This window comes from Evansella tamaricis, from assembly GCF_019042215.1.
Classification (GTDB): domain Bacteria; phylum Bacillota; class Bacilli; order Bacillales; family Salisediminibacteriaceae; genus Evansella; species Evansella tamaricis.
On sequence record NZ_JAHQCS010000185.1, the window covers coordinates 1 to 13,738 of the forward strand.

Consider the following 13,738-nt stretch of genomic DNA (forward strand, 5'->3'; position numbering starts at 1 on the left):
CACTTCGGAAGTGACAACTGAAGTCAAAGAGCGGACTTCTGTTGTCATTCCTGCACTGCCCTACGCTCGTGAGCTTAGGCGATTACGCTTTTCTTATCACTTTTATTTATTTTTAATGGTTAGGTTCATACGTAGCAGGCGTCTTGAAATTAAATAAGAGAAAACAAGAAACACGGTAAATCCAAACCAATAGGAAATGATTCGTAACATTTCTGCATTCCAAGGTGCAAGGGAAGAAACGATTATGCCCCCTAGTAAGGAAAAACAGATTGTAATACCAATAAGGAAGATCGGGTGTAGCACCTTGAAAATTAGGAATTCACCATTATGCTCAATGTTGTTACGTTCATATAAGATGAGACTTAGTACTGTAAATAAAATTATCCCACTTATTGGGAAAAATAAGTTGATTGGTTGACTAGTTATTTCAAACAAATAAAAGAACAGGGTGACTTTTCCGACCCATTCTGGGATGTATAAAAAGTGCGTATTTAAATGTAATTCCAAAAATCCGTGGAGCAAGAAGAAGACCCCAACTGGGAATATGGAAAAGATAAAAGTTAGTGCTACTTGTGTAATCATTTCCCCGGCAATGGTCCCAATGAACATAGCAAAGGAAAAAAACAATAGAAAAACAAAGATTGGGGCAAAATAAATCTCTGTTAAATTTACAAACGATAACGCGTAATTAAATTCGGATTGCCATAGAATAACATATGCTATGGAAAAATTAATCAGGTGGAAAACGAAAATAACGAGTATTCCATAAAGCCACTTTGCCATGAAAATTTCACGCCTAGAGAAGGGCAGGGAAAACGTAAAATCCATTCTCCGTGTGTTTCTTTCCACACCAATTAATAAACCCGCGAAAAAGATGATCCCTATTACCACTAAAAAGGGGAAGATTCCTACAGAAAAAATGTTATAGACCTCATATTCATATAACGTAAACTCTGAATCTGGAAATTGAGAAAAGTGTTCTACCTGTTCCTGCCAAGATCCGATTGATAACATGATAAAAAAAGGTAAGTAAAGTATAAAGAGTACGAGTAAAATACCTACAATCATTCGTGTCTGTTTAAAATTTTGATACCATAGTGCTTTATGAAACAATGTCTTCACCTCCTAATGTTGCGATAAAAATATCTTCCAATGAAATTGGGAGTTCCTCATATAGAATTGGCTGGAACGTTTCAATTAAAGAACGAAGTTCATCACGTTTTTTTTCAAAAACAATAGTGTATACACGTCCCGTTTGGTTTATGACAGTAATATGATTTTTTAAGTCTTCCGGCATGTATTCCTTAAAGACAACTTGTGCTTTTAAATAATTTAATTTCATGGAATCCAACTCATAATGCTTTTCCACTTTTCCATCTTTAATAATGACAATGTCATTTGCCATAAACTCCAGTTCATCCAGACGGTGAGATGAAATAATTACGGAAACATCGTTAATGGCCACTTCTTCGACTAATATCTTCAAAATCCTTTTTTTAACAATCACGTCCAATCCATCTGTTGGTTCATCCAGTAAAATGTATTTAGCTCGTGTTGAGAAAGCCACAACTAAGGAAAATAATGCCTTCATCCCCTTAGACAAGTTACCGATTTTTTTAACCTCCGGAAGTGAGAAACGATCCATTAGTTCGTGAAAGTATTCTTCATCAAAACGGCTGTAGATGCCTTTATATAAATTAAGCATTTCCTTTGTACTATAGTTCTTAAGTGCTTCTGAGGAATCAGGAACAAAGATAATATTCTCCTTTAATTTTGGATTGGAAAAAATACTTTCATTTTTAATGAGAACATCCCCTTTAGTCGGGTTAAGAATGCCAACCATTGTTCGAAGGAGGGTGGTTTTTCCTGCTCCGTTACGGCCAACGATTCCAACGATGCTCCCTGTCTTCACTTCAAAATCAATATCTGATAAAATCTGATTTTGATGGACACGTTTAGAGATATGTTTAATTTTCATCTGAATTACCTCCCATTTCCTCATAGACTTTTTCGATCCATTCTGTCAGTTCTTCTTTCGATATTCCGGCATAATGACTATCGATAATCATCTGTTTTAATGACTGTTTCAATTTCTCCACCAACCTTGGATCGTATGTTTGATGAAATTCTTCTGATATAAATGTTCCCCGTCCACGAATGGTAACTATGACCCCTTGACGTTCTAGTTCCTGATAGGCTTTACTCACTGTATTTGGATTAATAACCATTTGGGAGGAAAGTTCCCTAACCGAAGGCAGTTTTTCATTCGGTAGTAAAATTCCCTTTGCGCACATCTCCTTCACCTGGTGAATGATCTGTTCGTATAAAGGAGTATTTTTTCTCGGGTCAATATTAAAGTACATGGTTTCACCACCTCATTTTTAGGGTTAAAACAATTTATTTATTGACCATGTATCAAGTGTATTATTATGTATAGTACACTTGAAGTATATCTCGATTCTAATGTATTCGTCAAGTGCGAAGATTTGTGTTGAAAGTTGTGGATATTCGACAGATAGTATAAAATATCCTAAATCCTTTGTATTAAAATTATCGTCAAAATAGTATGAAGTTGAAACAGTCACTAAAAATCTAGGAATGAGAGAGGGTTTATATGAAAAGGAAAATTTTAGTTTTGGGCGGCACACGATTTTTTGGGAAAAGACTAGTACATAAACTGATAGAAAATGGCGACGAGATTACCGTTGCCACAAGGGGAGAGACGGAGGATGATTTTGGAAATACAGTGACCCGAATAAAAGTAGATCGTTTTGATAAGGAATCCATGAAAGAAGCTTTTTCTCATGGGGAAATAATTTGGGATGTCATCTATGATCAAATTTGTTTTGCTCCTGACGATGCAAAGGACTCTTGCGAAATCTTTAAGGGACGTGTAAAAAAATATGTTTTAACTTCTACCATGGCAGTATATCCATTCGATGACAGTGCAAGTGAGAAAAAAGTAGAAAAGGATTTTGACCCTTATTCAGTTTCTGTGAAGGATGGACGGATGGGGGCATTTGATTATGCAGAAGGAAAACGACTTGCAGAAGCAGTTTTCTTTCAGGAAGCCAGTTTTCCTGTCATTGCTGCCCGTCCGCCTATCGTATTGGGATTAGATGATTATACGGAACGCCTTCATTATTATGTGAGGAAAGTGTTACAGGAAGAAGCTATTGGGATTGATCCGTTAGATAAAAAAATATCTTTTGTAGATTCAGACGATTTAGCACAATTTTTATTTTGGGCAGGATTTAATGATTTAGTAGGGCCTGTTAATACGTCTGCACCGGACTATGTTTCATTAGGTGATATGATTCACCTCATTGAAGAAAAACTGAAAAAGAAAGCTCATGTTGTCGTTCCAAAGACGAAAGAAGAGAACTCTCCGATGAACTTTCCAGTTTCCATTTATCAAGATGTTTCTGTAGCAGAGGCAGCAGGATACTCTTTTAAGCCATTATCTGAGTGGTTTGAACCATTGATTGAAGCTATTATTGCTTCAGAAAAATAAGAAGATTTACTAAGTAATTTGTTAGGGGGCATATTATGATTCAGGTAAAAGACTTGTTTTTCACTTATCCTGGAAATACGGAGCCTACTATAAAAAATGTGAATGTAACTATTCCAACTGGTGAAATATTTGGGTTTCTTGGTCCTTCCGGTGCAGGTAAAAGTACACTTCAAAAAATATTGATCGGTGTTTTGAAGGGGTATCAAGGTTCTGTATCTGTTCTTCATCAAGATGTGAATAAAGCTACTACGGACTTTTATAACACTCTTGGTGTGGCATTTGAAACACCCAATTTTTATCAAAAGTTCACTGCAAAGGAGAATCTCCAATTCTTTCAATCATTTTATGAAAAAGAAGGAGAATCAATAGAGAAGTTGATGGAAAAAGTGGGATTAGGGGATGTTCTTGAAACTAGAGTATCGGATTTTTCTAAGGGGATGAAAATGCGTTTGAATGTTGTCCGGGCTTTCTTACATGATCCGGAACTTATATTTCTCGACGAACCAACATCTGGATTAGATCCGTTGAATGTACAAAAAGTAAGGGAACTTATTGTTCAAATGAAGGAAGCGGGAAAGACAATAATATTGAACACTCATAATATGAACGTGGCCGAAATTCTCTGTGACAGGGTAGCTTTTATTGTGGATGGGGAAGTGAAATTGATAGATTCCCCTGACCATTTAAAAAACAGCTATAGTCAAAAGGAGATTACCGTTGTATTCAAAGAGAAAGGGATCGAGAAACAAGCGTCTTTCGAAATGAAACATTTGGGAACACAACTGGAGTTTCAAAAAATATTACAGCAAGATCAACTTGTGAGAATTAATACAAACGAAAAAACGTTAGAGGATATTTTCATTGAAGTGACGGGGAGAAAATTACAATGATGGGCAAGTTAATGAAACAGGATATTCAGTTTCAATTCCGTCATGGGTTTTATTATATTTATGCCTTTGTAACCATTATTTATATTGCAATACTTCTATTTATTCCAATGGAGTACCGCGGTTTCTGGAGTGTACTTGTCATCTTTACAGACCCTGGAACTCTCGGTTTCTTTTTTGTGGGTACCATCGTCATGCTCGAGAGAAACCAACAACTATTAACCTATCTTTTTATTACTCCTGTAAAACTTAAGTGGTATCTTTGTTCTAAGATTTTATCTTTATCTGTGATTGCATGGATTACCAGTCTGTTTATAGGTTACTTCACTTTGGGAGGAATGGTCTCTTTCTTTTGGTTGACACTTGCTGTTCTACTGTGCAGTTTTTTCTTTACATCATGCGGATTGGCTATTTCAGTAGATGCGCCGTCCTTAAATCATTTTATGTTTAGGGCAATTATGTTAATGCTTTTATTATACATACCCCTGTTAAGTTACTTAGAATGGATACCTTTGTGGATCCTGGAGGTTATGCCAAGTTATTCTGCCCTCATCCTTTTTGATTTGGCATTAAGTGGGACCAACAGTCTGGGACCTATTCGACCACAACTGTTACATGTTTTCCTTTTGTTCGTTTGGGGAGTGGTAGCATATCTCATTGCAGCACGACGTTTTAACCGCTATATTCTTTCTAATACAGGGGAAAGCAAGGTGGTTTCTGTATGAAACGTTTCTCACACGCTCTAAACAAGGGGAAATTTAGATTTTCATTTGGGCAAGTAAATATGTTTCTTAAAGGAGATGCGAGAAACATTTTTAGGGATCCATTAATGATTCTTGTACTAATGATCCCAATTATCATGTTCTTCTTGGTTCAGTATGGAATTCCCTATGTAGACGATCAATTAAGCAAGTATACCACTTTCCAACTCTTGGATCATCGGACGATAATCATCGGTTTTATCCTTATTATGACTCCGATGATGGTAGGGATGCTTACTGGTTTTCTGCTTCTGGATGAAAAAGATGATGGTATTTTTAGTTATATGGAAATTACCCCGATGAAAAAAATGGGGTTTATCGGTTATCGAATAACACTTCCAGTTATTATATCCTTGATTATTTCTGTAATAATGGGAGTAATTTTTTTAAGTGATGAAAGTAAATTGAATTGGGGTTTATTAGGATTATCCATTTTATCCATTTCTTTGTACGGACCTATTATCACCATGTACTTAGCCTCATTGTGTAACAACAAGGTAGAAGGAATGACTTATACAAAGATGATTTCCATTCTCACCATTGCACCTTTTGCAAGTTATTTATTTGATAACTGGTGGACTGTTATAGCCTATTTAATTCCATTTACATGGGGTGTTGAACTGCTATTTGCATCCATAACCGGAGAATATTTTGGATTAGTAAGGAACTGGTTTGGATTGTTTATTGGTAGCATGGCTAATAACGTTATAATCCTTTGGCTTTTCTATAAGAAACTGCAAAATAGTTTATAAAATACTCCGGGACCAGGTCCCCGACAAATTTGTGAACACCATTTTAAGAGTATAATAGGGTAAGAGATTGGCACTATTTTGATGGGAGGAGTACTGTTCATGGAAATCCGAAAGATTAATGTGAGTGATGCAGAGGCCTTTCTGGCAATGAACCACCAACTGGATAAAGAAACCATGTATATGTTATTTGAGCCTGGTGAAAGGAAGATTACAGTTGAACAACAACAGAAAATGTTGGAAAAGCTAAAGGAAAACCCAACTAGTGAAATTTTTGTTGTGGATAATCAGAGTGGAGTATTAGTAGGGTATCTGGCCTTCTTTGGTGGACAATTGAATCGGAACAAACACTCGGGATATATTGCCACAGGAATTATTGAAAAGCATCGTGGACAAGGGTTAGGAAAGAAGCTGTTTCAAACCATGGAAGAGTGGGCGATAGAGCAAAAAATAGAGCGCCTGGAACTTACTGTTATGAAAAATAATCTATCGGCTTTACATCTCTATTTAAAAATGGGATTTGAAATTGAAGGAGTCAAGCGAAATTCATTAAAAGTAAATGGGGAATTGGTGGACGAGTATTATATGTCAAAACTCTTACGCGCATAAGATAAAGGAACCAAAAAATAAAAGGAGGCCACGCATCAATTTTTCAATGACGTGCCCTCTTTTTACGATTTTAAAGGGAAGTACAAGTTTTGGCACCTTCGGTCATTGTCTAGCTCCACCGCCTACTCGCATGGGAACTGAAAAAGTGGTGCTTTTCCACTTTTACAGTCCCTAAGCAATGAGCGTAGCCATTGCCATACAAATAAAAGGAACTGAAAAAGTGGTTTTAAACTTTTTCAGTTGTTCTTAATCGCTGCGGGGGCACTCCGGAAGTGACAACTGAAGTCAAAGAGCGAACTTCTAGTTGTCATTCCTGCACTGCCCTAAGCTCGTGTTCTTAGGCGCTTGTGCTTTTCTTATTTTCCTTTGTTTTATCAATGAAATTCCATATTATCCACAAATGTTTGAACTGTGTAAGGGAAACGGCCTTCCATCATTTCGATTGTGTATTCTGCTTCTACCAAGTAGATAGCGCCATTTGCTTCCACCAATGCATAATACCGGAATAAGTCATTATAGCCGTCTCTCTCTGATAGCCAAACTCCTTGTACATCAGCTTTTTGTGACAATTTTTCACCCACATCGTGACGCTTGAACCCATCGGCATCATATCGTGTAGCAACGGAATTCTCCCACGCAGCTAAAGAACTATCATCTAACTCATTTGCCTTTAAAATCGTGAAGTGAAATAATTCCGAGTGTGTATATTTTACCCCATCCCCCTCACCGGAAGATACTTCTGATACTTCTACACCAGGTTCAAGATAAGTGGAAAAACCTAAACCTTCGTTTACATAAAGGTTATACGTCACTACTTCTTCCTGTCCTTCTAATGAATACGTATTAGTTAATGTTTGTTGACGGTCACTAACAGCATATTCTACTGGTTCGTTTGGATCTGTAACTTCCCCATTCTCACTTTCCAAAGTCTCGTCTCCATCTGAACCAGCGATTTCCATCTCTCCATTATCCCCAGTTGTTAAAGGGTTATCTCCAGAACCTTGCCCCATTTCGGTTCCGCTAAGGATCGACCCTAAAAGAATGCCTCCTATCACAAATATTCCAATAGTGGCAGCGAGCATGGGCCAATAGCGTACCATAGAGTTGTTACGTTTGGATTGTTGAACGGATTGAAATATTTCTTTGGATGAGGTTACTGGTTGAACTTGATTATACTTTTGTTTTAACTCATCCATGCCCTTTTCAAAGCGCTCTTGGCTCATATTCATAGCCTCCTTCTTCTAATTTTTTTCTCAATATCTCTTTTCCTCTCTTTAACCGTGTTTTCACCGTAGGTTCTCTCATCCCCATGATCGCTGCAATATCCTTAATTGATGCATCATGAAAGTAAAAAAGAACGATTGGAATTCGGTATTTCTCATCCATATGATTGATTACGTTATGAAGGATTCTTCCATCATCCGATAAATCAAGATTTTCTTCATAAGATAAAACTGGTCTTTCTTGAATCGTTTTTTCCACCTTTCGCTTTTCCCGTTTTTGCTTGCGGAAAAAGTCTTTAGCCACATTTAAAGTAACACTGTATAACCAGGTAGAAAATTTCCCTCGTGAATATTTATCGAGAAACCGATAGACTTTTATAAAAACCTCTTGAGTAACGTCTGGAAGGTCCTCTTCACGGACACCTATTTGTCTTGCAAAGCGTTCTACTGTTACGTGATATAATTGTATAATTTCTTGAAATGCTTCATCATTACCGTCCAATGCCTCCAGGATCAACGCACGGTCATTAAACTCAGACATGCTACTTGCCCCCTTTCACCTATGTAACTCTACTTTGTTAAAAAAAGTTTCATCTTTGATAGATTTTTTTTGTCTACTGTGAAAATGCACTATCTTTGTTGAGAGTAACTTGTTCGTTTTGACAAACTCGTTGTCAGCTTTTCATTCGTTTCCGTGTTGCTCGCTTGCCACGGACGATCAACGAGCCTCCTCGGCTTTCTGTGGTGATTCGAGATGAATTGACGCCTGCGGGGTCTCGTTCTGCTCGTTCTTCCGTAGGCGTCTCGCACACTTCCACTCATTCCTCAAAGTCTTGTTATAAAAAGATATGACTTTTTTTCATTCTCCAAGGTGAGAATTCCAACTTTTCATGGAAGTCTACTGTGAAAATGCACTATCTTTGTTGAGAGTAACTTGTTCGTTTTGCCAAACTCGTTGTCAGCTTTTCATTCGTTTCCGTGTTGCTCGCTTGCCACGGACGATCAACGAGCCTCCTCGGCTTTCTGTGGTGATTCGAGATGAATTGACGCCTGCGGGGTCTCGTTCTGCTCGTTCTTCCGTAGGCGTCTCGCACACTTTCACTCATTCCTCAAAGTCTTGTTATAAAAAGATATGACTTTTTTTTCATTCTCCAAGGTGAGAATTCCAACTTTTCATGGAAGTCTACTGTGAAAATGCACTATCTTTGTTGAGAGTAACTAGTTCGTTTTGACAAACTCGTTGTCAGCTTTTCATTCGTTTCCGTGTTGCTCCTTTGTATATCTAAATTCAACTTACCAGAAACCAAATTTTTCAAAAAAACAGTTGACTAAATCTTGGAAATAGTGCTACGATTCATGTAGTATAAAATCAAGATAATTAAACTATTTCGAAAGGAGGAGAACACGATGATCAAATTACGTAAATTAGCTCTGGTAGTTATGAATACTAACCAACTTCATAGGAATCATGCCGTGACTCCACCTAAGAAAGACGTTTATTTTTAAAGAACGTTTCACTTCTTTTGTTCTTTTTAGGTGTATGTTACGCATGGAAAGCGTGACGTGCGCCTTTTTATATTGTATCTAATATTCTCAAAGAAGAAACAAGGAATAGATGTTTGCTTCTTGATGGAAATATTTTACACTATCACACACAGGCCATGCGTCTGTGTGTTTTTTTGTTTTTCCTGAAAGATAAGAATGTATAAGTTTTGGTACCTTCAGGATGTCACAGGTTGTGACATGCCCGATGGACGGAGGACTTCTTTGAAATACAAAATACGAGTAGAGGAAGACACATAGGCGCTTGCGCTTTTCTAAAAAGGTAAGAAAGTATAAGTTTTTGCACCTTCGGGCAAGTTGTCTAGCTCCACCGCCTACTCGCTACGGGGCACTTCGGAAGTGACAACCGAAGTCAAAAGTCGGACTTCTGTTGTCATTCCTGCACTGCCCTACGCTCGTGTTCATAGGCGCTTGCGCTTTTCTTAAGACGGTGACCTCGGTTGAACAAACCGTTCACATAAAAAAAATTTGGAGGAATTTACATGATAATACTTATTTGGATCAAAAAACGAAGAAAAACAGAAGAGGAATCTTCAGGTGGTGGTTAGTTGACGGGAGATGAGTGGTCAACTTAATTGAATAGGAGATGTGTTATATGTTTTCAGTAATAGGTAAATTAACATGGTTTTTTAAAGAACACTGGAAAAGATATACGCTCGCTATCGTATTATTAATTATAGTGAGTTTCTTAGAAGTCCTTCCACCCCGGTTATTGGGGATGGTAATTGATGAAATCCATCAAGGAATGTTAACGAGAGAGCGACTTCAGTTATTTATATTATTTTTTCTGTGTTTAATGGTAGTGGTGTATTTCATAACGTATGTGTGGATGCGCCAATTATTTGGGGGAGCGTTTATTATCGAACGGACACTCCGATCAAAATACATGAGTCATTTAATGAAAATGACTCCGACTTTTTATGAGAAAAATAAAACTGGAGATTTGATGGCCAAGGCAACAAATGATTTAAAAGCCATTTCGCTTACGACTGGTTTTGGTGTTCTTACGTTAGTGGATTCAACCATTTTTTTAATCGTCATTCTTTTTATGATGTCTTTGACCGTTAGCTTGAAGTTGACGATAGCAGCATTTTTACCCCTTCCGATCATGGCTTGGCTTATAAAACGTTACGGGAAAATCATTCATGAAAGGTTTATGAAAGCACAGACTGCTTTTGGAGATATGAATGACCAAGTGCTGGAATCCATTGCAGGTGTCCGAGTTATTCGGGCATTTACAAAGGAAAAAGATGACCAGAACCGGTTTGGGCGTTTAACGGATGATGTCTTAAAAAAAAATATTGCCGTGGCAAAAATCGATGCCTTGTTTGAACCGACGATTAAAATCCTCGTTGGAATCAGTTATATGATTGGTCTTGGATACGGCACGTATCTTGTTTTCCGTAATGAAATTACCCTTGGTATGCTTGTCTCTTTCAACATTTATCTGGGGATGCTCATTTGGCCAATGTTTGCTTTCGGAGAATTAATGAATGTCATGCAGAGAGGGAGTGCCTCCTTAGACCGACTCAATAAAACTTTTTCCTATAATCCAGATGTGGTCAACGAGGATAGAGCAAAGTGGATTAACAGACCGGGGACGATTGAATATAGAAACCTTTCCTTTCAATATCCAAGTTCCTCTGGATTGGTTCTAAAGAATATATCTGTTTCCATTCCAACGGGAGCGACGATTGGAGTAGTTGGGAAGACAGGGAGCGGGAAAACGACGTTCTTCAAACAGCTTATTCGTGAATATCCAATCGAAGAAAACAAGGTGTTTATATCTGGAGAACCTATTGAGGAAATTGATTTATCCTGTATAAAAAGCTGGATTGGTTATGTACCACAAGATCAATTCCTGTTTTCCAAAACAATTCGCGAAAATATTTTGTTCGGACGTCCAGGTGCAAGTGATTATGATTTCTATCGTGTAATGGACTTAGCTTCTATTACGGCAGATATGGAAACATTCGCACATGGAACCGAGACACTCGTTGGTGAAAAGGGAGTATCCCTTTCTGGTGGACAAAAGCAGCGGATCTCAATAGCACGTGCGTTAATAAAAAAACCTGAAATTCTGTTGTTGGATGATGCGTTATCCGCGGTGGATGCGAAAACAGAGGCAACGATCGTCAAAAACATTCGAAACGAAAGGGTTGGAAAAACAACGTTTATTACTGCCCATCGAATGTCTGCCGTACGACATGCGGATATGATCATCGTGCTGGAGAATGGTGAACTGATTGAGAGAGGTACTCATGAGGAGTTAATGGCATCCAAAGGCTGGTACTCTGAGCAGTATACAAAACAACAAATGGAAGAAAAACTTCCGGCTACAAAGGCAGGTGTATAGCATGAAAGATGTAGGTAAACGATTGTTCCGCTATGCACTTCGATTTAAACGAACCATTCTGATTGCTTTAGCATTGTTAACCATTGCCGTGGCGGCAGAACTAACTGGGCCTTTTATTGCAAAAACAATGATAGATAATCATATTCTCGGAATTGAGCGGGAATGGGTTGAAACAACTGATGGGGGAGAAGCGAGTTATAATGGGAGAGATTTCACCAGAATCGACCGCTTTGATGGAGATCCCACAGGGAAAAATCAAGTGCAAATTTTACAAATAGGTCTAACCTATTATTTTGTCGATGGTCTTGTCCAGTTTGACGGACAGCGTAAGGTAGAAAACGGGGAACTTTATATACAGCGTGGTGAGGAATCAGCCATTTATCCAGTTACTCCCTTAACAGCCAGTGAAGTATTTCCGTTTTTCCAACCTGAAATTCGATATATTGCCATGTTAATGGGAGGATATTTTCTGCTCATCATCATTGCGGCAATATTACACTATTACCAAAGTTTATTACTCCAAACTTCTGCCAATCAGATTATTAAGCAGATGAGGGGAGATGTTTTTGGGAAAATACACCAGCTTCCCATTAACTATTTCGATCATCTCCCGGCTGGAAAAATTGTCTCGAGAATTACTAACGACACGGAGGCTATTCGGGAACTTTATGTCAAGGTGTTAGCGACGTTTTTTACAAGCATCATTTATATGACAGGGATTTTTATCGCCTTATTTTTATTGGATTCCACACTTGCGGCATTCACCCTGCTGCTAGTTCCAATCTTAGTAATATGGATGATTCTTTATCGGAAATTTGCTGGGAGATATAATCGTGTTATCAGGGAACGACTTAGTGACATAAACGGGAAAATCAATGAAAACATTCAAGGGATGTCCTTAGTGCAGGCGTTCGGACGGGAAAAGGAAGTAAAAGAGGAATTTGAACATTTAAATAAGGAACATTTCAAATTTAATAACAAATTGTTAAATTTGAATGCCTCCACTTCTTTTAATCTCGTAAACTTTATCCGTAACCTTACATTCGTAGGAATGATCTGGTATTTTGGCGGTGGTTCATTAGGGATTGGTTCCATTGTAACCATGGGGGTTTTATATGCCTTTGTGGATTACATCAACCGGTTGTTTGAACCGGTTCAAGGAATTGTGAATCAACTTGCCCAATTAGAAGAAGCCCGGATTGCAGGGGAGAGGGTTTTTAAACTGATGGATGAACCGGGAACGGCTTTATCAGAAGAACGGGTGAAACGTTTTCGGGGAGATGTTGTTTTTGATAATGTTTCCTTTGCTTATGAAAAAGATGATTATGTGTTAAAAAATATTTCATTCTCAGCTGAAATGGGAGAAACAGTCGCCTTTGTTGGACACACAGGATCTGGAAAAAGCTCGATGATGAATATATTATTCCGGTTTTATGATCACCAAAAAGGTCGAATAACGGTAGATGGGATCGACATACATTCTATCTCACCACAAGCTTTACGGGAGCATATGGCCATCGTTTTGCAGGACCCATTTTTATTTACAGGGACGATCGCCACGAATGTTAGTATGAATGATCCCTCCATTTCAAAAGAATCCATCATGGATGCCTTGGAGAAAGTGGGGGCAGGGGATATGATTCGTTCCTTGCCAAATGGGGTAGACGAAGAAGTAAAGGAAAAGGGGAGTACATTATCTGCAGGTCAGCGCCAACTCATTTCCTTTGCAAGAGCTTTAGTTTTCGATCCTCCAATATTAATCCTTGATGAGGCGACTGCCAATATCGATACGGATACGGAAGAAGTTATCCAAAAGGCACTTGATGTGGTTAAAGAAGGACGCACCACTTTTGTCATTGCCCACCGACTGTCTACTATTCGGCAAGCAAATCAAATTCTTGTCCTTGATCGAGGCCAAATTGTCGAGCATGGCGATCACAGTGCGTTGATGGAACTGAGAGGAAGATACTATCATATGTATCAACTTCAGGCAGGCGCAAAGGGCGGAAAAGCTTCGGCAAGTTAATGGATGTTGATCATTCCTATACTTTTATCCTATAATAGTAAAATAAACAG

At 38.2% G+C, this 13,738-nt stretch carries 12 protein-coding genes; 7 read left to right on the forward strand and 5 right to left on the reverse strand.

Features of this window, described 5'->3' with window-relative positions:
- Window positions 1-102: 102 nt before the first annotated feature.
- From KS419_RS23855 to KS419_RS23865, 3 genes are read right to left on the reverse strand one after another with little or no spacing between them, the layout of a single operon-like run.
- A complete protein-coding gene (locus KS419_RS23855; RefSeq protein WP_217069609.1) occupies window positions 103-1,113 on the reverse strand; it encodes an ABC transporter permease subunit in 1,011 nt (336 codons plus the stop codon).
- The gene (locus KS419_RS23860; protein WP_217069610.1) at window positions 1,103-1,978 is read right to left on the reverse strand and encodes an ABC transporter ATP-binding protein; all 876 of its coding nucleotides are present in this window, start codon (window positions 1,976-1,978) and stop codon (window positions 1,103-1,105) included. The genes KS419_RS23855 and KS419_RS23860 overlap by 11 nt, the downstream gene beginning before the upstream one ends.
- Window positions 1,968-2,363, reverse strand: a complete 396-nt coding sequence (locus tag KS419_RS23865) for a GntR family transcriptional regulator (protein ID WP_217069611.1) — start codon at window positions 2,361-2,363, stop codon at window positions 1,968-1,970. Before KS419_RS23865 ends, KS419_RS23860 begins: the two co-directional genes overlap by 11 nt.
- A gap of 251 nt (window positions 2,364-2,614) precedes the next feature.
- On the opposite strand from KS419_RS23865, the gene KS419_RS23870 reads away from it, so the two are divergent.
- The 5 genes from KS419_RS23870 (at window position 2,615) to KS419_RS23890 (ending at window position 6,520) form a co-directional block, all read left to right on the forward strand.
- The gene (locus tag KS419_RS23870; RefSeq protein WP_217069612.1) at window positions 2,615-3,514 is read left to right on the forward strand and encodes an NAD-dependent epimerase/dehydratase family protein; all 900 of its coding nucleotides are present in this window, start codon (window positions 2,615-2,617) and stop codon (window positions 3,512-3,514) included.
- Between the two features lie 35 nt (window positions 3,515-3,549).
- Entirely contained in the window at window positions 3,550-4,404 is an 855-nt protein-coding gene (locus KS419_RS23875; protein WP_217069613.1) for an ABC transporter ATP-binding protein, read from the forward strand.
- Window positions 4,401-5,126 (forward strand): fluoroquinolone export ABC transporter permease subunit, encoded by a 726-nt coding sequence (locus KS419_RS23880; RefSeq protein ID WP_217069614.1) that lies wholly within the window; start codon window positions 4,401-4,403, stop codon window positions 5,124-5,126. The genes KS419_RS23875 and KS419_RS23880 overlap by 4 nt, the downstream gene beginning before the upstream one ends.
- Window positions 5,123-5,914 carry a hypothetical protein gene (locus tag KS419_RS23885; RefSeq protein ID WP_217069615.1) on the forward strand — a complete coding sequence of 264 codons (792 nt, stop codon included), beginning with the start codon at window positions 5,123-5,125 and terminating at the stop codon, window positions 5,912-5,914. The genes KS419_RS23880 and KS419_RS23885 overlap by 4 nt, the downstream gene beginning before the upstream one ends.
- A gap of 99 nt (window positions 5,915-6,013) precedes the next feature.
- Complete coding sequence (locus KS419_RS23890; protein ID WP_217069616.1) at window positions 6,014-6,520, forward strand: GNAT family N-acetyltransferase; 507 nt, start codon at window positions 6,014-6,016, stop codon at window positions 6,518-6,520.
- A 374-nt stretch (window positions 6,521-6,894) separates the two neighbouring features.
- On the opposite strand, the gene KS419_RS23895 is transcribed toward KS419_RS23890, so the two are convergent.
- Together KS419_RS23895 and KS419_RS23900 are read right to left on the reverse strand one after the other, a co-directional pair.
- Window positions 6,895-7,743: a hypothetical protein gene (locus KS419_RS23895; protein ID WP_217069617.1), complete on the reverse strand. Its 849-nt coding sequence runs from the start codon at window positions 7,741-7,743 to the stop codon at window positions 6,895-6,897.
- Window positions 7,724-8,284: an RNA polymerase sigma factor gene (locus tag KS419_RS23900; protein ID WP_217069618.1), complete on the reverse strand. Its 561-nt coding sequence runs from the start codon at window positions 8,282-8,284 to the stop codon at window positions 7,724-7,726. The genes KS419_RS23895 and KS419_RS23900 overlap by 20 nt, the downstream gene beginning before the upstream one ends.
- 1,617 nt (window positions 8,285-9,901) lie before the next feature.
- On the opposite strand from KS419_RS23900, the gene KS419_RS23905 reads away from it, so the two are divergent.
- Both KS419_RS23905 and KS419_RS23910 read left to right on the forward strand, forming a co-directional pair.
- Window positions 9,902-11,662, forward strand: a complete 1,761-nt coding sequence (locus KS419_RS23905) for an ABC transporter ATP-binding protein (RefSeq protein ID WP_217069619.1) — start codon at window positions 9,902-9,904, stop codon at window positions 11,660-11,662.
- A gap of 1 nt (window position 11,663) precedes the next feature.
- Window positions 11,664-13,688: an ABC transporter ATP-binding protein gene (locus KS419_RS23910; RefSeq protein ID WP_217069620.1), complete on the forward strand. Its 2,025-nt coding sequence runs from the start codon at window positions 11,664-11,666 to the stop codon at window positions 13,686-13,688.
- Window positions 13,689-13,738: the final 50 nt, after the last annotated feature.